Source organism: Domibacillus mangrovi, assembly GCF_001906925.1.
GTDB classification, from domain to species: Bacteria; Bacillota; Bacilli; order Bacillales; family Domibacillaceae; genus Domibacillus; species Domibacillus mangrovi.
The window spans coordinates 81795-101561 of sequence record NZ_MRWQ01000004.1 but is presented as its reverse complement, the minus strand read 5'-3'; the positions used below and the strand labels follow the sequence as shown (position 1 = coordinate 101561).

Genomic DNA, 19767 nt, shown 5'->3' with positions numbered 1-19767 from the left:
AGCTCATTCAATTGTCAAAATTTTTCCCATACTAGATAAAAGGGGTTAGAAAACATGGATAATCAATCTAATTCAAAAATAGAAAACGCTTCCAACACAAAGTCGTTGAAAGACAGGATGAAAGTTATTGGTCCTGGCGCCATTATTACCGCTTCATTTATTGGTCCCGGAACCGTTACTACCGCGACAAGAGCAGGGGCATCATTTGGCTATGCTGTTTTGTGGGCTGTCGTCTTTTCAATTATCGCCACAATCATTCTACAGGAAATGTCGGCACGTCTTGGAATTATTACACAATCGAGTCTCGGGGATGCCATTCGTGAGCAGTTTGCTAATCCACTCTTAAAATACGGCTCAATGTGGCTTGTTATCATTGCTATCACAGTTGGCTGTTCCGCTTATATTGCTGGTGACTTACTCGGCACATCACTCGGTATTTACACACTTACTGGAATATCTCAAAATGTTCTTGGTCCAATAATTGGTATTGTTATTTTAATTCTTGGTTTAAGCGGCAGCTATAAACTAATCGAGAGAGTAATGATTGTACTCATTGCTATTATGAGTCTTACATTCATTACAACAATGATTGTGGCACAGCCTGATCTTGGAGAAGTATTTAAGGGAGCCTTCGTTCCAAGCATTCCAGCTGATTCCATCATTATGATCATCGCACTCATTGGAACAACAGTCGTACCCTATAATTTATTTATCCATTCAGCTACTGTTCAAGATAGATGGAAGAAGCCTGCTGATTTAAAAGAGTCACGTTTAGACATTATCGTTTCCATTGGAGTAGGTGGTTTCATAACAGCGGCTATATTAATTACAGCTGGTACAATGCTTAAAGGCGTAGATGTAAAAAGCGTTGCAGAAATGTCCATACAATTGGAGCCTCTTTTAGGAAGTTGGGCAAAAGTCTTTATGAGCGTCGGGCTGTTTGCGGCCGGTTTGTCTTCCGCAATCGCATCGCCACTTGGTGCAGCAGTTACAATCAGCGGTGTGTTGAAATGGCCTAATGGTATGAAAGATAAACGATTTAAAGCAGTGTTTGTTGGCGTTATGATCATCGGGATTATTTCATCCGCTATTGGATTTGAGCCACTTGATGTTCTTCTTTTTGCACAAGCATTGAACGGTATTTTACTACCCTTTATCTCTATTATGCTCTTAATCATTATGAACAACAAAAGACGTCTTGGGGATTTCACAAACTCATTAAAAGCAAATATTATCGGCGGCATTGTTGCTTTAATTTGTACTTTCCTTGGTATTTACAGCCTTGTTGATGCGATTAAAGCATTTATGGGTGCATAATAAAAATAAAGCGTGCGGGAATTGACCCGCACGCTTTTTCTATGTGGCCAGATGCAAAACGGTTTCATACAAAATAGCAGCGCCCGTACCGCAGTCTTCCTCTGAACTCCATTCATCGGGATTATGACTAATCCCATCTTTAGAACGTACAAACACCATCCCAATCGGACAAAAATCGTTAAACTGCATCCCGTCATGACCGGCCCCGCTCGGTAAAGACATTGGCTCAATTTCTAGTTCACGGCACGCTTCTTCCATGACAGCACGAATCTCATTTGAACATGGAGCTGGTGCTACTCGTTGGAGCTCTTCTATTGTTATGCTCATTTCTCTGTCTGCACAAAGCGAGTATGCATAAGATGTGATCGCTTCTTCTATGTGATCGCGGTCCCGTTCTTCAATGTCTCGCAAATCGAGTGTAAACGTGGTCTCTCCCGGAATAACATTAACACCTCCCGGTTTGACAGAAATTTGACCGACTGTCGCCACAGCATTCGTATACTTTTTCGTTTCTTCTTCAATATATTGAATGATTTGGAGGGACGTCATAAGAGAATCTTTCCTCTGATTCATCGGTGTTGCACCAGCATGGCCTGCCTCACCTTCAATCGTCCATCTCGTCCACAGAGGGCCGGCAATCCCTGTTACGATCCCAGCTGGCTGACCTGCTCGTTCAAGCACTTTCCCTTGCTCAATATGCAGCTCTACGTAAGCTTTAACCGTTTCTGGCTGTCGGGCAGCCTTGTTGATCTCATTCGGATGTAAACCTGCTTCTTGCATGGCTACTGCAATTGTGATACCATTCTGATCGATTTGTTGCAGCTGTTCGGGAAGAAGCGTTCCGGCGAGTGCTCTGCTTCCGATCATGCCTAAACCGAAACGGCTTCCTTCTTCATCCGTAAATGCGATCACTTCAACTGGATGAACGGTTTCAACATTCGCTTCACTCATCGCTTGTACAACTTCAATCCCAGCCAGCACACCGAGAGGGCCATCAAATACCCCTCCTTCTGGAACAGAATCAATATGTGAACCAATCAATACAGCCGGTACAACTTCTTTTGTTCCTTCTTTTCGGCCAATAACATTTCCAGCCGCATCTTCACGAACCGTCATTCCCGCTTCTTTCATGTACGTCATCACAAGGTCTTTCGCCTGACGCTCTTCTTTCGTAAAAGAAAAGCGGGTAACACCACCGCTTGTCTGTTTGCCAAACTGGCTTAGCTCATGCAGACGTCTCCATAAACGTGCTTGATTAATCGCCATGTCACACTTCTTCTTTCATTTGAAAACGGAAGTGGCATGTTCCTTCTTTCAGCACGTATTGATCATGAACAACTTCAAAATTAGGGTTATATCCTTTTGCAATGGACGGGTCAATCATATGGCAGTATAGGATTCCGTAGTCTTCCATTCCATCTTTTTTCCACTGCTCCGCAAATGCACATTTCGTAAATGATTGTTCAATCTCGGTCGGATGAAAAAGTGTTTCGTATTCAAACAGCTCACTGCGTCCCATGTCGTAGTTAGATAAATAATTTTCCATTGTATTTGGCTTGCCTACAGCTGCTGCACGCCGGGCAATGTCGCGTCCGCGCTCTTCACCAAACGTACCGACACCGTTCATCATCACTTCCTGTCCAGCTTCACCAAACTGATCTACAACACACTTGGCCACATTCGCAAACACTTTCGCCATCATTGCGTACATCGTATGTGCTTTCTGTCCCACTTCGTTTTGTGCTTTCTCGTACGCACGGAATGTTTCTTCTACTTTTTCGTCATCCAGCAATCGATCAAAATGAAAAAGCACGCCTTCATTGATTTCTTCTTCCGGGTTACTCATCTGTTTCTTTAAAGTAAGAATTTGCTCATCCGTTACGCGCTTTACGCCCGCTTCCATCGCACTCTTTCCTTCGTCACCGAAACGCTCTGTCACTGACGCCAAAACGTGTGTAAATAATTTTGCGGTAATCGTGTACATTGAAACTGGATCGAGATTGTCGATTCCTTTTTTTATACTGTTTTCCATAGTAATCCCTCTTTCTCTTTTTGATTGATTGTTTGTAGCGCTTCCTCTAAATCATAAATAATATCACTCGCACTCTCGAGGCCGGCGGACAGACGTATGAGTCCATCTGTAATGCCAGCAGCGGTCCGATCCTTATCTGACATCGAAAAGTGAGTCATCGTTGCTGGATGCTGCACGAGTGTTTCCGGATCACCGAGACTAAATGAAATCATTGCCAGCTTCAACGCATCCATAAATTCCTTTGCTGCTTCCAGTCCATCCTTTAATTCAAATGAAACAATGCCGCCCATTCCTTGCATTTGCTTCCGCGCAATTTCATGCTGTGGATGGCACTCAAGACCAGGGTAATGTACGGTCTCTACAAGAGGATGCGCCGACAAAAAGGCAGCGATTTGATGCGCGTTGCTACAGTGACGTTCAACGCGAAGACCTAACGTTTTCAAACCACGCAAAATTAAAAAGGCATCCCACGCGCTTAACACTTGGCCAAGATCGCCCATAATATTTTGCCGCATAAACTGGATATGTTCAGTTCGACCGACAATAAAGCCAGCTAGCACATCGCCGTGACCGTTTAAATATTTCGTTGCGCTGTGAACAACAACATCTGCACCCATATTGAGCGGTTTTTGCAGATATGGAGACATAAATGTATTATCAACGATCAACGGCAGCCCGTACCGCTTTGTTATTTTCGCAATCGCTTCAATATCCAGCACCGTTAATAATGGATTAGATGGTGTTTCGATATACACCGCTTTCGTATTATCTCTCATCGCACGTATAATATTAGCCGGATTGGTGCAATCTACATAATTAAACGTAATCCCAAAACGCGGCGCCAAACTTGTTAAAAATTTATGTGTGCCGCCATACACATCTTTCGTCACAATCACATGATCACCGTATTTTAAAAAAGCAAGCAATGCAATTGAAATGGCCGCCATACCTGAACTGACACCGAGTGCCGCTTCTCCATTCTCTAAAACAGCCATTTTTTCTTCAAGGGCATATAACGTTTCGTTTCCGTATCTTCCATAATAAGTACCTTCCTGTTTACCCGAAACAACTTCCATCGCGGTCTGACAGTCTGCAAACGAATAGGCGACTGCAGGAACGATTGCCTGTGCAACAGCACCCGTTTGTTTTTGTTCGCTATGCCGGTGAATCAGCTCTGTATCCATTTCCCAATGCTTATCCACTATGAACCATCCTCCCATTTCCTTATTAGCTTCATTATAAAATTTATTCTTTATATAAATCAAATGAATGTTTATAATATGATAGTTGAATAAAATTAATACGTGGAGTGAAACTTTATGACAATTACAAAGTTTGAAGTATTTCGAGCTGTCGTCGATCTCGGAAGTCTTTCAAAAGCAGCAGAATCGCTTGGTTTAACTCAATCCGCTGTCAGTCATGCCATTGCCGGATTAGAGTCTGAATTTGGCTTTACGTTGCTGACTAGAAGCCGGACAGGTGTAGCCTTGACTGAAAATGGCGGGCGAATGCTCCTTTATGTTCGGGAAATATTGAAATGGAATGAACAAATGGTTCAGGAGGCGGCCACCATTCATGGCATTGAAAAAGGGGTTGTCCGCATTGGAACGTTTCCGAGCGTTTCGATTCAATGGATTCCTCAAGTGATTAAGCGCTTTAGTGAACAATTTCCGCTCATCAAGATTAAACTATTTGAAGGAGACTACGATGAAATCAATAAATGGATGACGGATGGAACGATTGATTTTGGCTTTTTGTCGCTGCCCGCCGCCAAATCATTAGACGTGATACCGCTCAAAAAAGACAAGCTGCTCTGTATTATGCCGGATAATCATCCTCTGTACAATTCAACATCGCTTTCACTCCACCAACTGAAAAACGAACCATTTATCATGCCAAAATCAAGTATTGATAATGATGTGAGGAGGATTCTTACCGCCCATAAAGTAAAACCTAATGTTCTTTATGAAACGTCTGAAGATCAGGCGATTATCTCAATGGTTCAAAATCAAATTGGAATCAGCATTCTTCCAGAAATGATTTTATATCGGCTGCCTCAAAATGTGAAAGCAATCAAATTAGAAGGAGATTTTTATCGCACAATCGGCATTGCTGCCCCTTCTTTTAAAAACATGTCTCCTGCATCAAAAAAGTGGATAAATGTACTCAAAGAATGGCTTTCAATATAAACACGAAAAAGACGATTTCAAAAGAGATTCTTTTGAAATCGTCTTTTTCGTGTTTATCACAGATTAAAAAATGGTAAACTCTACCTGATGGACGTTTTACTTTATTTCCAGCATCATTACTTCTCATACAATAGCCTTTACACTTCCATCCTTATTAAGCCGGTTTTTCATTATGAAGTGCTTTCATTTTCTGTAAATAGAAATTTTCTTGTTCTAGTCGCTTGCCCGCAGTAAATTCATTACGTGTTATTTCTTTTATAGATGTCACTCCATTATGTTTCACACCTGGCATATTCGCTGCTTGGTCCATAACGAGAACCGGTGTATAAAATGATTGTGTGACAAGGTAGCGAGCCACGCTAATTTCATTTCTCTTCCCTACATGACCGTACCGTAAGACTACCTTCCAATATTTCCATCCCATATCCATCCCTCCGCTTTTTTCATACTTATGTTACCTATACCCTCTTTAACACAAAAAAACTAAATTCAACGACATGAATTTAGCTTTTTTAAAACATAATTTGAATATGATCGTACGTAAGAAAAATGACAGACCGATTATACCGGTCTGTCATTTTTCATTTAGTGCCGTCTTATCAATCGTATTATTGACTGTGTACCATTTATCATCTGCACTATAGCCGTTCGTCTGTCCAGCCATTTGATCACGTGAAAAATAATAAAGCGGGTAGCCTTTATAAGTCGTTTGTTTTTTGCCTGTGTCAGAACGGGTAATCACACCGAAATCCGATTCACTAAAACCTTCCGGGACTTTACTTGATCCTATATAAAACGGTGGCCATTCGTCCAGACAATGATTTGTGCACGCTGACGCACCTTTCTTATCGTTCATATAATAATACAATGTCATCCCTGCTGAATCGGCCAAATACTGACCAGTCTCTTCTTTTTTCATGACCTTCAATGGAGTAGCCGGATTTTGAGCCGCTTCCCCCGGTTCATTCATCGGCGCTGACATATTTTTAGGTGTTTCAGCCGGCTGACACCCTCCAAGCAATATAAATAAAAAGACATATACCCATTTTTTTCGCATAAAAATCATCCCCCCTTTTTTAAATTATGATATCCAAAATGAAGGGGGGTTATGCACTGTTTCAGATGATTCATTTTTTCATGATTTCATTTGTTTCTTTCATATCTAAAATAGAGAGAAATGTGTTACATTTTTAATGAACAAAATACATTAGCTTGGGGGATTACAGGACAAATACGACACCAGTAAGTAAATTGAATTGAATTTTTGAGAGCAACGAACTTTTTAAACATGAAACATAAAAAAATAGACAATCTGGAGGACTAATATTATGAATAAACATGTTATTTTATCATGCGCAGTAACTGGAGCTGGCGACACAGCTTCGAAAAGTTCTCATGTGCCGATCACACCAAAAGAAATTGCGGAGTCTTCCATCAAAGCGGCAAAAGCAGGCGCGACTATCGTTCATCTTCACGTTCGGGATCCGCATACCGGCCAACTGAGTCATGATGTGAGTCTGTTTAAAGAAACAGTGGAAAGAATTCGTGAATCGGACACTGATGTAATTATTAATATTACGGCTGGCGGTGGAGGCGATTGGATTCCTAGTGAAGAAAATCCATCTCATGGCGGCGAAGGAACTGATATGCAAACGCCGGAAGAACGTCATGAACCTGTCGGCGAGCTTTTGCCAGAAATCTGCACGCTCGATTGTGGCAGCATGAACTTTGGAGAACAAATTTACATAAGTCCGACCGATTGGTTAAGAAGACAAGCCCGTTTAATTCAGCAAAGCGGAGTAAAAGCCGAATTAGAATGCTTTGATACTGGACATTTACGCTTTGCTAATCAGTTAATTAAAGAAGGCCTGATCACAGGCGACCCCCTCTTTCAATTTTGTCTCGGTATCCCGTGGGGCGCCGCAGCTGACGCAGAAACAATCGCTTATATGAAAAGCCGCATTCCAGAAAATGCACAGTGGGCAGCTTTTGGCATCGGACAAATGCAAATGCCCATTGTTGCACAGTCTGTGTTACAAGGCGGAAACGTCCGCGTAGGTTTGGAAGATAATCTTTATTTGAAAAAAGGCACTCTTGCCACGAATGAGCAGCTTGTCGACAAGGCCGTAAACATTATTCAAAGCTTAGGCAGTGAAATCATGACTCCACAAGAAGCCCGGATAAAATTAAATCTTCGAAATCCACACGGAGAGTCGCTATAAACCATACATCGGTCTAGCAGATTTTAAAAGAGAGAGTGAGACATATGCCAAAACCATTAACTGTATTAAACGACCAAGTCCGTGAAGACTGGATTGACTATAACGGTCATATGAATGATGCTGATTATGTCCGCGCATTTAGTTGGGCAGTCGATCGTTTTATGATTGAAATTGGCATCACAGAACTATTCCGAAACGAAACACTTTATACGATCTTCACATTAGAAAATCATGTCTGTTATCTAGCCGAAATGACGCTAAACGAACCTTTGCATGTCACCGCGCAAATACTTGATTGCGATGAAAAACGGATTCATTTGTTTCTCGAGCTCTATGGCAAAAACGAAAAGCGGGCCGCTGTAAGTGAACAAATGCTTATGGGCATTGATCAGCAGTCAGGCCGGCCATCCCCTTTTCCAGACGACATTTTCAAAAAATTGGCGGCTTTAGCGGCAAAACATAAAACCCTTCCAAAGCCTAAAGAAATGGGAAGAACCATTCAAATTAAAAGAAAAAACATATAAAGTGAAACTTCATTCAGTGGGGGTTAGGTTCACAAGATGTGAATCACGCAGACGTTGTCACAGGACGTGACGTTCTTAGTCTGCCTTCCGCTATCCCCCACTGAATAAAAAAAGAACTCAGGTAAAGAGCACCGCATCCTGCGGCAATACCTGAGTGACCGGCTTCAGCCGGCCCGAACCAATCAGGCTTTTACGGACAGTTGATCCCCCGCTTCTCCTTCTTTTCTTTTTAACGTCTTGAAGCGGGGGTCTTACCGCCCGTTAATGCGGGATAAATAGCAAATTAAAAAGAGCGATCCGAATGTCTATGCTTCTGTCTCTCAGATCGCCCTTATTTGAAGGAATTGTAAAAAAATGCATGCAAATTGAACAATCAAAACGGCTGTGTCACTCTTTTTAACGTTGACCATATAAATATGCCTTTAAATAATCTAGGTAATCTGTTTCTTCAATAATATGAAAAATTGGATAAGTACGGGCGGGCCATTTTTCTATATTTATCCAGCTGATCACACATTGAATATTTTCGAGCTCAAGAAGTGATAGATCGTCTTCATTCCTGATTAAGACGACTTTAGGATACTCTTCCAACTTATACCCTTCTATTAGAATAAGATCCACCGAAAATAATTGATATAATTGCAGAATGTCATCAAGCTTCCACTTCTCACGCTGTATGTGAAGATGAAGCGCTCCCCCTCCTTCTACACCGGAGATAATGGCGCCTGCTTGCTGATGGCGGGTACTGTCTTTCGTATCAGGCATGCCTCCGTGACCATGATGTTTAATGGATGCGATGCGCAGACCTTCTGCAGCCGCACAGGCAATAAGTTTTTCTAACAATGTTGTTTTACCGCTGTTTTGATAGCCGACAACTTGAAAGATATGTTTCACAGATCATCTTCCCTCCTGCACACTAATGAGAATATTGGAGCGTGAGCTAATTGAATATAGCAGGCGTGGTACTCGCCGGCGGACGATCTTCCCGCTATGGCAAGCCAAAAATGTTTGAACTATATAATGGAAAATCATTTTACCAATACAGCATAGATGCGTTAAAAGAAAACAATTTAGCACCCATTATTATTTCCACGAATGACATGCTAGCCCGGCATTTTGATGCTGTCAGTGTCACATTGTCGATAGAAAAAGAGCACCACCAAGGCCCTCTTTTTGCGCTTCATCATGTGATGAAAAGTGTTCCTGAGCCGGATTGGTTTTTTGTTTTGTCGTCAGATGTACCATTTGTGACAAGTAATTTTGTAAAGCAAATGATTACTTTTACAAAAAACGGTGATTATAAAGCAATTGTACCTGTTCAAAATGAAAAATCCCATCCGCTTCTAGCCCTGTATCATCGTGACTGCCTAGAACCCGCTGATCATCTTCTCAAGCAAAATAAGCGAAGTATGGCAGCGCTGTTGAATAGTGTACTATATAAAAAAATCGCTTTTAATAAAGAAGAACCTTCTTTTCTTAACATTAATAGCCCATCTGATTTTGAGGAACTCAGAAAAGGATGATCCTGTTATTTTTTAAATCTACTATATGTAGCGGCGGGTCGTTATGACTCGCTTTCCATCATCATTCTTTCAGCACCTGTGTACACATTGAACGATTGATTCCGAATAAAGCCAACAGTCGTAATGCCAAGTTCTTCCGCCAATGTAAGCGCAAGTTCAGTCGGAGCTGATTTTGATAAGACTATTTCACAGCCAATCTTCGCCACTTTCAACAAAATCTCTGAAGAAATTCTGCCGCTGAACACAAGAATTTTATCCGTAATGGAGATGTCATTTTTTAAACAGTATCCGTAAATTTTATCGAGAGCGTTATGCCGTCCAATATCCATTCTAGATAAAAGCAATTCATTCCTATCGCATAATGCTGCATTATGAACGCCTCCTGTCTGCTGAAACGTAACTGCTGATTCCTGCATATTCTTCATAAGGCGAAAGCAATCTTCAGGTGAAACTTTTACATGAATATCGTTCACTTTTTTCGCTGTCAACGCGTCATTAACAAACACAAATCCTTGACGGCTTCCCCCGCAGCATGACGTAATATACCGTTTATTTTGAAATTGTTCATAGTATGGATTCGGCTTATCTGTTTTCACATGAACAAACCCTTTGTCCTCCTGTATCCATATCTCTTTAATATCTTCATATTTTCGGATAATCCCTTCAGACGCCAAATATCCAATTACCATGTCTTCAACGTATTCCGGTGTACAAACCATCGTCACGAATTCTTGTCCGTTTATTTTAATCGTGACTGGAAATTCAGTTACAATTGTATCTTCTCTTATGATCATTTTTCCATTTGAGAAATGCAGTACGTCCCGTTTTATATCTGCACGGTTCAACATTACTCCTCCTCCATACTGATCTCTTTATCGAAAACAAAAACAGACACAGCAATATCCTCCTCTACTTTTATATCTGAAAATAAATAGACTAATTTAGCACCTACAAGTTCTTCAAGTCCTTCAGGAGGATCGGTGGAGTACACATCTTGAATCAGTTTCGTTCTGGCAGAGTGAATCATTTCTTTTCCTTCCGGCGTTTTTGCAATAAACTTTTCAGTCGGTGTTAAGTTTCCATATAACGTGGAAATAGCCATATTATCCACAAACACACTATGAATTCTTTCTGGTCCTTTGCCGAGCAAATCTTTTCTTAATTTCCGTATAATATCATTGAAGGCATGAATTTTTTTCGACATGTTGTTTCATTCCTTTCTGAAATAACACCACCTGTTTCAGTGATATTATTGTGTATTCTTCTCATAAACATTATAATAGCAGAGATGAGTGCGCAATATTGCATTGTTGCCGCTTCTCACTATCTTATAAAAAATGAATTGGATTGGCGATTTAGTATGATCTGCTAAACAACTATTCCACCATAAAACCACAATGCCTTTATAGGGCGGTGTGTCTTTATGGTGGTTTTTTTATTATACGCAAAAAAGGGGGACTGGTTATGTACATTACAATAAATAAGCAGCAGTATCCAGCATCTGAAAGCGCTACAATTCTAGAAGTGATTAATCAACATGACATCACCCATCCGCAAATTTGTTACGTCCCGGAAGTCGATCCCATCCAAACGTGCGACACGTGCATTGTTGAAGTGAATGGAGAACTTGTCCGGGCCTGTTCGACAATGGTGACAAATGGAATGAACGTCGAACTCACGTCACCCCGCGCTAAAGAAGCACAGACGGAAGCGATGGATCGCATTCTTGAAAACCACTTGCTGTATTGTACAGTTTGCGACAACAATAACGGCAATTGCAAATTGCATAACACGGTGGAAATGATGGAAGTCGAACATCAAAAATACCCGTATGAACCAAAATGTGATGTGAGTGCCGTGGACATGTCCCATCCTTTTTACAGGTATGATCCGAACCAGTGTATCGCATGCGGCCAATGTGTGGAAGTTTGTCAAAACCTCCAGGTAAATGAAACTATTTCCATCGATTGGGAAGCACAAAAACCTCGCGTCATTTGGGATAACAATACGGCCATCAATGATTCATCTTGCGTTGGCTGCGGTCAATGTGTCACAGTGTGCCCATGTAATGCGCTGATGGAAAAGTCAATGCTCGGTGAAGCTGGATTTATGACCGGAATGAAGAAAGAGATGCTTGACCCAATGATCAGCCTGATTAAAGATGTGGAACCGGGCTACAGCAGCATTTTTGCAATTTCCGAAATGGAAGCAGCGATGCGGGATACGAGAACAAAAAAAACAAAAACGGTGTGTACGTTTTGTGGGGTTGGCTGTTCATTTGAAGTATGGACGAAGGACCGTAAAATTTTAAAAATACAGCCTGTTTCCGACGCGCCAGTCAATGCTATTTCCACTTGTATAAAAGGAAAATTCGGCTGGGATTTCGTCAATAGCGAAGAACGGATCACGAAACCATTAATACGCAAAAATGATACATTTGTTGAATCCTCATGGGAAGAAGCGCTTGATTTAGTCGCAAGTAAATTAGGTGCTATTAAACAAGAGTACGGCAAAGGATCTGTTGGCTTTATTTCTTCTTCTAAAATTACGAATGAAGAAAACTATGTCATCCAAAAATTAGCGCGGCAAGTCTTTGAAACAAACGATGTTGACAACTGTTCCCGTTACTGCCAGTCTCCAGCAACGGATGGCTTGTTCCGCACAGTCGGGATGGGTGGAGATGCCGGCACGATCAAAGATATTGCTGCAGCAGGTCTCGTCATCATCGTCGGCGCAAATCCGGCAGAAGGTCACCCGGTGTTAGCGACTCGCGTAAAGCGGGCTCATAAGCTTCATGGCCAAAAGTTAATTGTAGCGGACCTTCGTAAAAACGAGATGGCCGAACGATCTGACATTTTTATCAGCCCTACACAAGGAACCGATCAAGTCTGGCTGATGGCTGTGACGAAATACATCATCGACCAAGGCTGGCAAGATCAAACATTCATCGATGAAAACGTAAACTTCTTTGATGATTTCAAACAAGTTCTGGAGAAGTATACACTTGAATATGCAGAAAAAGTGACAGGTATTTCAAAAGAAACACTGATTCAAGTAGCTGAAATGGTTCGAGACGCAGATGGCACATGTATTCTCTGGGGAATGGGTGTCACGCAAAACACTGGTGGTTCAGATACATCTGCCGCGATTTCAAACTTGCTTCTTGCAACTGGGAACTACCGTCGTCCTGGTGCCGGCGCATATCCGCTTCGTGGTCATAACAATGTGCAAGGTGCCTGTGATATGGGAACACTGCCTGGCTGGCTGCCTGGCTATCAGCACATCACAGATGACATGGCTCGCGCAAAATTTGAAAAGGCTTACGGTGTGGAAATTGATGCAACACCAGGTCTAGATAACATCCAGATGCTTCATTCGATTGAAGAAGGCAAGATGAAAGCCATGTACCTTGTCGGTGAAGATATGGCACTCGTAGACTCAAACGCAAACCATGTTCATGATATTTTATCGAAACTGGACTTCTTTGTTGTTCAGGATATTTTCCTATCGAAAACCGCTCAATATGCGGACGTCGTCTTACCCGCTGTTCCATCACTTGAAAAAGATGGAACATTTACAAATACAGAAAGACGCGTTCAACGATTGTATCAAGCTCTTCCTGAACTTGGTGATTCAAGACCAGACTGGTGGATCATCCAAGAGGTCGCAAACCGTCTCGGTCAAAACTGGAATTACAGCCATCCAAGTGAAATTTTTGCTGAAATGGCCAGCTTGTCCCCTCTTTTCGGAGGTGCCAATTATGAGGTTCTTGAAGGATGGAACAGCTTCTTATGGGGCAGCTTTGAAGGAGAAAGCACACCGCTTCTATATATGGATGGCTTTAACTTCCCGGATAAAAAAGCCCGCTTTGCTCTGTCAGACTGGATAATTCCTGCTAAATTTCCGAAAGAATACGACCTTCATATTAATAACGGCCGGATGCTCGAACATTTTCACGAAGGCAATATGACAAACAAATCAAAAGGAATTCAATCGAAAGTGCCTGAAGTGTTTGTTGAAGTATCACCAGAACTCGCAAAAGAACGAGGTGTGCAGGATGGATCGCTCGTGCGTCTCGTCTCTCCATTCGGCGCTTTAAAATTGCCGGTTCTTGTAACAGATCGTGTAAAGAAAAATGAACTGTTTTTGCCAATGAATTCCGTTAAGAAAGATGAAGCAATCAACTTTTTAACGGGCCCTGCCGTTGATCAGCGTACAAATACACCTGCTTACAAACAAACAAAAGTACGCATGGAAGTACTGCGGACAGACGGAGATAACCCGCTTCCGAAAACAAATCCACGCAATAAAAAGCGTTATCCTCAAAATGGGGTTGACGTACAGCGGAAATGGGATCGTCCCGGTTACGTTCACTTAACGACAAAGTAAAAGAAAGGTGTGAGATTGATGGCAAAACCGATTACGTCGATTGTGAAAACGGAAGTAACACCGGAACAAAAGAGGCAGAATTCACTAGAAGAACTTCAAACATTGCTGACTGAACACGATGATGCGCTTAACAAAATCATTACCATCATTGGAGATCTTCATGCGATCGGTGTGCTTGATGCCGCCAGCTCGATGCTTCAAGCAAAAGAAGATATCACCAAAATAGCTCTCGATCAAGTAGCACGTGAACCGGTTACCAATTTGATTAATCATGCAATGAACGCTTCTGGTGCACTGGCAAGTATAGATCCAGACGTCACAGCAAAGCTTGCTGGAAGTGTGCAAAGCGGGTTGAAAGCAGCAGAGCAGCAAATGGAAAAAGATGAAAAAATAAACATACTGAGCCTTCTTAAATTGATCAATGACCCTGATATTAACCGCGCAGTCCGATTCGGCATCCATTTCTTAAAAGGGATGGGCAAAGAGTTGGAAAAATAAGAAACGCACAAACCACCTGTTCATTGAGCGGGTGGTTTATACGTGAAATTTAAAGAAAAAATAATTTTCATAGATGATACCATTCCCTACTATGCACTCATTCTATTGCCATTGCACCAATTTCATAGCCCAGATCATGGGCACTAAAAGAAAGTTCGACTTAATACAAGATTTAAAATAGCTGACTTACCTGAAAAATTTAGGTTTTGAGTCAGCTATTTTTTAAGTATTTTTTAACGACCATGATATTTGTCCGTTGCAGGAACGACGCGGCATGCATCTAATGCAAGTATATAAACTTGGAGGTGAATGTAGAATGAATCGTCATGTTCGACCTGTTATTTGTCCGCCACAATGTGTGGTACGTGATTATTATACAACTCGTGAGGTCCCTGTTATTCATCCGATCATAAATGTCAACCGCCAACATATCGTTAACGTTCCCCGTCACATTTATCAACCTGTAACAAGAAACGTCGTTATGGACAACGGCTATACTAGTCCGGGTTATACAAATCCGATGCGTGGTATGGACAATAGCCATCCAAATCAGAGTTATACAAACCCAATGCATGGTATGGACAATAGCTCCCCAAATCAGAGTTATACAAACCCAATGCGCGGTGGTAACTGCTGCAATCGTTGCCGTTGAACGCAAGAGATCAATGACAGATTACCTAAGTATTTTTTAACTAAAGCTTATATTTCAATTTGAAATATAAGCTTTAGTTAATCATCTTCCTCTCCGCTTTTTCCATCACTTGCTGAATGATATACGAACTGTTCAGATGAACACCTTTCTCTAAAGAGCATGGAAACAATGATGCAACGCATAAATTATCACATTTAAATAGTTTATCTAGGTACTTTTTTCATTAATGACTATTTGAATCTACAATAAGTCTTCTTCAAAAATATCTCAATTATAGTTTCTCCATATAACTTATAAGTGTTGCTTCATCTAGTTTTAAAGCCGTAGGGTAGGAATTTAGGGGAAATCCGTGCCGTCACAGGACAGCGGAGGAAAAAATCTTCTTATTATCAGGACGATTCATAAACAGCATTTACCAATTTAACACAAAGGCATTCGGTCATTTAAACAGGAAAATGCCTCGTTGCAAAAAAAGATCGAACCAATGGAAAAAATATGGGCTAGGAATAATTCACATCCGCCCAAAAGAGTAAATAGTAGCTTCAGCTCGAACAATTAGAACACAAGGCAATTTAAGAAATGCCACTCGTTTTTTGATGGGAAATAATAAATAAAATCAAACTAGACGTATTCATTTATAAATACTTCTTATGTCAGATCTTTTTTATTTCACCAAAGAACCGGTTTTGCAACCATGAACCATAACATGATCATGAGTAAGCCAATATAAATCCAGACAGAACGATGCAGCTTGCTTATTAACTGATCTTGACTTATTTTCTGCGCGTGAAACTTACAAATAACCGGTGAAAACGCACGTGCCAGGAAAAACACAGAGCTGATCATAACTGCAATCGTCATAACAACCCACGATGTCGACCAAGACCACGCACTTTTCCAGATAAGCAAAACACCCGTCGTCACGAGTACATGACCGGCATGTTTCACGAGACGGACGGTTAATTTGAACAATGACAAATACGCAAGCAGCCCTCTATGATCCGCTGCCCGCATTGTTGGAATCATCGGCACAAGTACAAAGAACGGGCCGATGGACAAGATTGCACTAAAAATGTGCAAAAACAATATGACTTGATAAATCGTATTCACCCTTTACTTAAATCAATTCTGAACAGCCCGGAATTCATGTACCCATACACGCATTTGCGGAAGCCAAGGCATATTTGGATGATACGATAAAATTGAATTTTTATATTCTTCAACCGTCGCATACCCTTCTTGCTTAGCATGCTCATCTGTTAATTCACCGAGCGATTGCGAATACACGCGTTCCACTACAAAGTCTCGACCATCAAGCGTCATCACTTCGCCAATATCCGCATAGCGACCATTGCGGCGCGTAGCTGTTTTTTCGCCATTCAATACTTTCTTAACGTCCTCTTTCACCGTTACTAAACGCTCTATCGTACACGTCTTAGGAGGTAAAGCTGTGTTTTCATTTTGAATCGTCATGTTAAAACCACCTTTTTAATATTTTTATCTTTTTTAGGCGAGAAGACTCCCTCTTCCATTTTGTTCAGGGCGTAGCCCAAAAACAAGTGGGAGATGAATCGCCTTTTCGCATAGCGAAACATGTGTTTGTATGGTATAATCCTCCTGTACAAGTTGTTCTTTGAAAACTGAAGATATGAGGTTCTAGCAGGAAAAAACGTCTGCTAGGTAAAATCTTCAACGTTCTAATCCCCCACACATACCGAAGTGGCGAAAACCAAGCTAAGGTAGGGCCTGTGGCGAGTCCAACGTACAAGATATTTTGTGCTTTCACCGCAGGGACTGCGGGTAGAGCCTGCTCAATAACTAGTGGATACACTAGTGTTCGCAGGAATCCCCCACTTCAAGCGTTAGCTCTAAGTGGTGGGTAGTTCAAAGGCTTCCACTTTACCATATTTTATTTTATCATAGTATATCTTATTAAATATAACCGAAAAACTGCTTCAAAAGCAAAGCAGTTTTCAATATTAATAAGGCTTCATAGCAGTCGCGCCATTCTTTTTTTCATGTAGTAAGCTCGAACAAAAAGTACCAATGGCAAAATGACAGACACCTTAAGCCATCCTTCTGTACCTCCAATGTATATAGATAGTATTGACGGTAAGAGAGCTATCCCACTCCAGACTAACGCTCTCCACGATTTTTTCCATAGCCCCCATATAAATAAAAGAAAGGCAGATCCAATCAATATCCATAAACCAAGACCACCTAAGAAGAAATCCATTTTTCTCCTCCTTTGTCTATTCATCTACATGCCTTTTCATTTACTTTTATTCAATGGAATGGGCTATTATTCTTTTGCTCACTTGTTACTGTTTATCAAGTACACTAATTTTTGATTTCGCTCTTCCTGCTCCTCTTTAGAAGCTAAGTCATATTTTTTTAATATATGAAATAATTCATTTAATGCTTCCTGTACATGCTCATTCTTTAAATATAACTGCACCTCTTCGTACAAAGCTGCTGATAAAAAGTCCCGCTGGCTTTCAAGTTTTTGTATAACATCCTCTTGTGAGTGATCGATACTGCATTGTCCCATTTATCTATTGCTCCTTATCAACATTAATTTTTAGAAATATTTTTCATTCTCTATTAAAGACCTATCTACAATCATTAGTCTTTCTTTTCGATGACCATGTAAGCTTGCTTCGGATGATTTAATTGATCCGGATATTTTAGCCTTACCTTCCCTTTACTTAGTAGCTTAGCTAAATAATTATTTCTTAATCCATCAGGTGTTCGCTCTAATAAGTACGCCAAATCTTTTAACATTAGTGGCTTTTGGGTGCATAGTTTAACGATCATCTCTTCCATCGTACTTGGCTGCAAGCGTCTTTTTCTTCTGGCAAGTTCTGAAATCTTCCATAGTTCTTCCTCTACTCCCTTTGAAGAAGAAGGGTCTGCTGCTTTTTCTTTTTGTTCATATGCCGAATCACTTGCCGTTATATGTGTGTTTTCATGGCCCGTTACACGCAATTCACTATTGTCGGAGTTGAAGGCGCGAACAAATGGATACTCCTCTTTATTATAGGAGTCATCCTCGCTATTAACGGAGATATCATTGTTAATATAGGAGTCCTTTTCGCTATTAACGGAGTTATCATCACTACTAATAGAGCTATCAGTAATAATAATGGAGTTCTTTCCACTAATACAGGAGTCCTTTTCGCTATTAACGGAGATTTCATTCTTATTTATGGAGTCTATACTATCATCAACGTTCTTCGTTAAAGGTTCTTCGTCTTCATGGAATATAAAAAGAGCATTTTCGTCTAATTGTTCTTCTTCCTCTAACAAATTTAATTTTAGATGTAACGTGAGGATAGTTCGCTTTGAATCTGGTGCCTGGACTATATCCAAAGCTCCCTCCCTATTCTTTTCCCATGTTGTTTCGATACTTTTCAATCCCGAACCGGTCCTTTTACAAAGTCCAATTAAAATAAATATTTTAAAGAGGTTAGGGTTGCGAAGATTGCTAATATGACCTTCTAACGCTTGTTCTACTGATATACGAAAAAGACCAGGGTTTGAAAATCGAAATAAATCTTTTTCTTTTTCAATGACAATGCCGCCGCTTCCATCATAATCAGAGTGAACTAATGCATTAATCAGTGCTTCATGTAAACAAAACCGATCAGACTGATCAAAACGATTATTTTCATCTAAAATAGTATACTCAGCAGCTAATTCAGCACTGGCCTTAAAGTAAAAATCAAATACATTCCCTGACCAAGTCCCATCTTGTGAAGTAAAGCGTTTAGACCAATTCCCTTTATCCGTGCCCTCTAGGCTTTCTCTATATTCAAGAAAATACTGCGGCAAAACCTCTGTAATGATCCTTTCCTCACTGAACATCAATAATCCAGCGAGAGTTAAGCCTTCCTTACTCGTATTTCTTACCTTTCCCCATGCACCGATTTTATATAAAAACTCTTTTGTTTCAAGTCCATTCCATGGATGATTTGGTTTAATGGCGGAAAATTTATATCGGTAATTTTTAATAGATTCGAAATTAAGTTCATTTATTCCGTAATGTTCTAAGATTAAGTTATCCTGCGGAGCGGATGAATAATCAGGTGGATGATTTATATTTTTATTCAAGTTCAATCTCCCTCTTATCCTCTATTTGTTTCTTCGTTGTTTTATTTTATCATCTTTTGCTTAGACCTTCTCTCCTCTCTATAGCTTATAGATTTTTTCTTTGTCAAAACATCTAAATTGGATAAATTACACTAGGGGAAAGATACTATTTTAATATATAAATCTGAACGTGAGTGTTCTACAAATATGACTTTATTTATTTTTTACATCCCTACCAAAAAAACTATTTTAACATAGTCATTAAAATAGTTTTAGTGTATAACCAATTGAATAACGCATATGGGAAATGGATACCTTTCCCCATATGC

Annotated in this window: 19 protein-coding genes; 7 read left to right on the top strand and 12 right to left on the bottom strand. The window is 40.6% G+C overall.

Going from position 1 to position 19767, the window contains the following annotated elements; genetic code table 11:
* Positions 1 to 54 precede the first annotated feature (54 nt).
* Positions 55 to 1317: an Nramp family divalent metal transporter gene (locus BLL40_RS03995; RefSeq protein WP_073710633.1), complete on the top strand. Its 1263-nt coding sequence runs from the start codon at positions 55 to 57 to the stop codon at positions 1315 to 1317.
* Between the two features lie 39 nt (positions 1318 to 1356).
* Here BLL40_RS03995 and BLL40_RS03990 read toward each other — a convergent pair whose 3' ends face one another.
* Genes BLL40_RS03990 through BLL40_RS03980 form a run of 3 tightly spaced genes read right to left on the bottom strand, consistent with a single transcriptional unit; the run spans position 1357 to position 4554 of the window.
* On the bottom strand, positions 1357 to 2583 hold the full coding sequence (locus BLL40_RS03990; RefSeq protein ID WP_073710632.1) for a Zn-dependent hydrolase: 1227 nt from the start codon (positions 2581 to 2583) through the stop codon (positions 1357 to 1359).
* Between the two features lies 1 nt (position 2584).
* Positions 2585 to 3349 carry an L-2-amino-thiazoline-4-carboxylic acid hydrolase gene (locus BLL40_RS03985; RefSeq protein WP_073710631.1) on the bottom strand — a complete coding sequence of 255 codons (765 nt, stop codon included), beginning with the start codon at positions 3347 to 3349 and terminating at the stop codon, positions 2585 to 2587.
* Positions 3334 to 4554 (bottom strand): trans-sulfuration enzyme family protein, encoded by a 1221-nt coding sequence (locus tag BLL40_RS03980; RefSeq protein WP_095532824.1) that lies wholly within the window; start codon positions 4552 to 4554, stop codon positions 3334 to 3336. The genes BLL40_RS03985 and BLL40_RS03980 overlap by 16 nt, the downstream gene beginning before the upstream one ends.
* 114 nt (positions 4555 to 4668) lie before the next feature.
* On the opposite strand from BLL40_RS03980, the gene BLL40_RS03975 reads away from it, so the two are divergent.
* Positions 4669 to 5538: a LysR family transcriptional regulator gene (locus BLL40_RS03975; RefSeq protein WP_073710629.1), complete on the top strand. Its 870-nt coding sequence runs from the start codon at positions 4669 to 4671 to the stop codon at positions 5536 to 5538.
* Between the two features lie 154 nt (positions 5539 to 5692).
* Here BLL40_RS03975 and BLL40_RS03970 read toward each other — a convergent pair whose 3' ends face one another.
* Together BLL40_RS03970 and BLL40_RS03965 are read right to left on the bottom strand one after the other, a co-directional pair.
* A complete protein-coding gene (locus BLL40_RS03970; protein WP_073710628.1) occupies positions 5693 to 5962 on the bottom strand; it encodes a hypothetical protein in 270 nt (89 codons plus the stop codon).
* 150 nt (positions 5963 to 6112) lie between these two features.
* The gene (locus BLL40_RS03965) at positions 6113 to 6595 is read right to left on the bottom strand and encodes a COG4315 family predicted lipoprotein (RefSeq protein ID WP_159434188.1); all 483 of its coding nucleotides are present in this window, start codon (positions 6593 to 6595) and stop codon (positions 6113 to 6115) included.
* A 271-nt stretch (positions 6596 to 6866) separates the two neighbouring features.
* On the opposite strand from BLL40_RS03965, the gene BLL40_RS03960 reads away from it, so the two are divergent.
* Both BLL40_RS03960 and BLL40_RS03955 read left to right on the top strand, forming a co-directional pair.
* Positions 6867 to 7760 (top strand): beta-keto acid cleavage family enzyme, encoded by an 894-nt coding sequence (locus BLL40_RS03960; protein ID WP_073710626.1) that lies wholly within the window; start codon positions 6867 to 6869, stop codon positions 7758 to 7760.
* Between the two features lie 44 nt (positions 7761 to 7804).
* Positions 7805 to 8284 (top strand): thioesterase family protein, encoded by a 480-nt coding sequence (locus BLL40_RS03955; RefSeq protein ID WP_073710625.1) that lies wholly within the window; start codon positions 7805 to 7807, stop codon positions 8282 to 8284.
* A gap of 396 nt (positions 8285 to 8680) precedes the next feature.
* Here the strand turns inward: BLL40_RS03955 and mobB are convergent, their stop codons facing one another.
* Positions 8681 to 9178, bottom strand: a complete 498-nt coding sequence (mobB, locus tag BLL40_RS03950; RefSeq protein ID WP_073710624.1) for a molybdopterin-guanine dinucleotide biosynthesis protein B — start codon at positions 9176 to 9178, stop codon at positions 8681 to 8683.
* A gap of 50 nt (positions 9179 to 9228) precedes the next feature.
* Here mobB and BLL40_RS03945 point away from each other — a divergent pair, with 50 nt between their 5' ends.
* Positions 9229 to 9807: a molybdenum cofactor guanylyltransferase gene (locus BLL40_RS03945; RefSeq protein ID WP_073710623.1), complete on the top strand. Its 579-nt coding sequence runs from the start codon at positions 9229 to 9231 to the stop codon at positions 9805 to 9807.
* Positions 9808 to 9848: 41 nt separating this feature from the next.
* Here the strand turns inward: BLL40_RS03945 and fdhD are convergent, their stop codons facing one another.
* Together fdhD and BLL40_RS03935 are read right to left on the bottom strand one after the other, a co-directional pair.
* Positions 9849 to 10601: a formate dehydrogenase accessory sulfurtransferase FdhD gene (fdhD, locus tag BLL40_RS03940; protein WP_216820180.1), complete on the bottom strand. Its 753-nt coding sequence runs from the start codon at positions 10599 to 10601 to the stop codon at positions 9849 to 9851.
* Between the two features lie 53 nt (positions 10602 to 10654).
* Positions 10655 to 11011, bottom strand: coding sequence for a Na-translocating system protein MpsC family protein (locus BLL40_RS03935; protein WP_073710621.1), 357 nt, complete (start codon positions 11009 to 11011; stop codon positions 10655 to 10657).
* A gap of 260 nt (positions 11012 to 11271) precedes the next feature.
* On the opposite strand from BLL40_RS03935, the gene fdhF reads away from it, so the two are divergent.
* Together fdhF and BLL40_RS03925 are read left to right on the top strand one after the other, a co-directional pair.
* Complete coding sequence (gene fdhF / locus BLL40_RS03930) at positions 11272 to 14196, top strand: formate dehydrogenase subunit alpha (protein WP_073710620.1); 2925 nt, start codon at positions 11272 to 11274, stop codon at positions 14194 to 14196.
* Between the two features lie 18 nt (positions 14197 to 14214).
* Entirely contained in the window at positions 14215 to 14694 is a 480-nt protein-coding gene (locus BLL40_RS03925) for a helical membrane plugin domain-containing protein (protein ID WP_073710619.1), read from the top strand.
* A gap of 1321 nt (positions 14695 to 16015) precedes the next feature.
* Here the strand turns inward: BLL40_RS03925 and BLL40_RS03920 are convergent.
* The 4 genes from BLL40_RS03920 to BLL40_RS03900 form a co-directional block, all read right to left on the bottom strand.
* Entirely contained in the window at positions 16016 to 16447 is a 432-nt protein-coding gene (locus tag BLL40_RS03920; protein WP_173799894.1) for a hypothetical protein, read from the bottom strand.
* Positions 16448 to 16468: 21 nt separating this feature from the next.
* Positions 16469 to 16819: an ASCH domain-containing protein gene (locus tag BLL40_RS03915; protein WP_073710617.1), complete on the bottom strand. Its 351-nt coding sequence runs from the start codon at positions 16817 to 16819 to the stop codon at positions 16469 to 16471.
* An 841-nt stretch (positions 16820 to 17660) separates the two neighbouring features.
* Positions 17661 to 17897 (bottom strand): group-specific protein, encoded by a 237-nt coding sequence (locus tag BLL40_RS03905; protein ID WP_073710615.1) that lies wholly within the window; start codon positions 17895 to 17897, stop codon positions 17661 to 17663.
* 74 nt (positions 17898 to 17971) lie between these two features.
* Positions 17972 to 19459 (bottom strand): ATP-binding protein, encoded by a 1488-nt coding sequence (locus BLL40_RS03900; RefSeq protein WP_073710614.1) that lies wholly within the window; start codon positions 19457 to 19459, stop codon positions 17972 to 17974.
* Positions 19460 to 19767 lie beyond the last annotated feature (308 nt).

Bases quoted from the DNA above. Each gene is read 5' to 3' on its own strand.
- BLL40_RS03995 (WP_073710633.1), top strand. From the start codon at position 55: ATGGATAATCAATCTAATTCAAAAATAGAAAACGCTTCCAACACAAAG.
- BLL40_RS03990 (WP_073710632.1), bottom strand. From the start codon at position 2,583: ATGGCGATTAATCAAGCACGTTTATGGAGACGTCTGCATGAGCTAAGC.
- BLL40_RS03985 (WP_073710631.1), bottom strand. From the start codon at position 3,349: ATGGAAAACAGTATAAAAAAAGGAATCGACAATCTCGATCCAGTTTCA.
- BLL40_RS03975 (WP_073710629.1), top strand. From the start codon at position 4,669: ATGACAATTACAAAGTTTGAAGTATTTCGAGCTGTCGTCGATCTCGGA.
- BLL40_RS03970 (WP_073710628.1), bottom strand. From the start codon at position 5,962: ATGGGATGGAAATATTGGAAGGTAGTCTTACGGTACGGTCATGTAGGG.
- BLL40_RS03965 (WP_159434188.1), bottom strand. From the start codon at position 6,595: ATGCGAAAAAAATGGGTATATGTCTTTTTATTTATATTGCTTGGAGGG.
- BLL40_RS03960 (WP_073710626.1), top strand. From the start codon at position 6,867: ATGAATAAACATGTTATTTTATCATGCGCAGTAACTGGAGCTGGCGAC.
- BLL40_RS03955 (WP_073710625.1), top strand. From the start codon at position 7,805: ATGCCAAAACCATTAACTGTATTAAACGACCAAGTCCGTGAAGACTGG.
- fdhD (WP_216820180.1), bottom strand. From the start codon at position 10,601: ATGATCATAAGAGAAGATACAATTGTAACTGAATTTCCAGTCACGATT.
- BLL40_RS03935 (WP_073710621.1), bottom strand. From the start codon at position 11,011: ATGTCGAAAAAAATTCATGCCTTCAATGATATTATACGGAAATTAAGA.
- fdhF (WP_073710620.1), top strand. From the start codon at position 11,272: ATGTACATTACAATAAATAAGCAGCAGTATCCAGCATCTGAAAGCGCT.
- BLL40_RS03925 (WP_073710619.1), top strand. From the start codon at position 14,215: ATGGCAAAACCGATTACGTCGATTGTGAAAACGGAAGTAACACCGGAA.
- BLL40_RS03915 (WP_073710617.1), bottom strand. From the start codon at position 16,819: ATGACGATTCAAAATGAAAACACAGCTTTACCTCCTAAGACGTGTACG.
- BLL40_RS03905 (WP_073710615.1), bottom strand. From the start codon at position 17,897: ATGGGACAATGCAGTATCGATCACTCACAAGAGGATGTTATACAAAAA.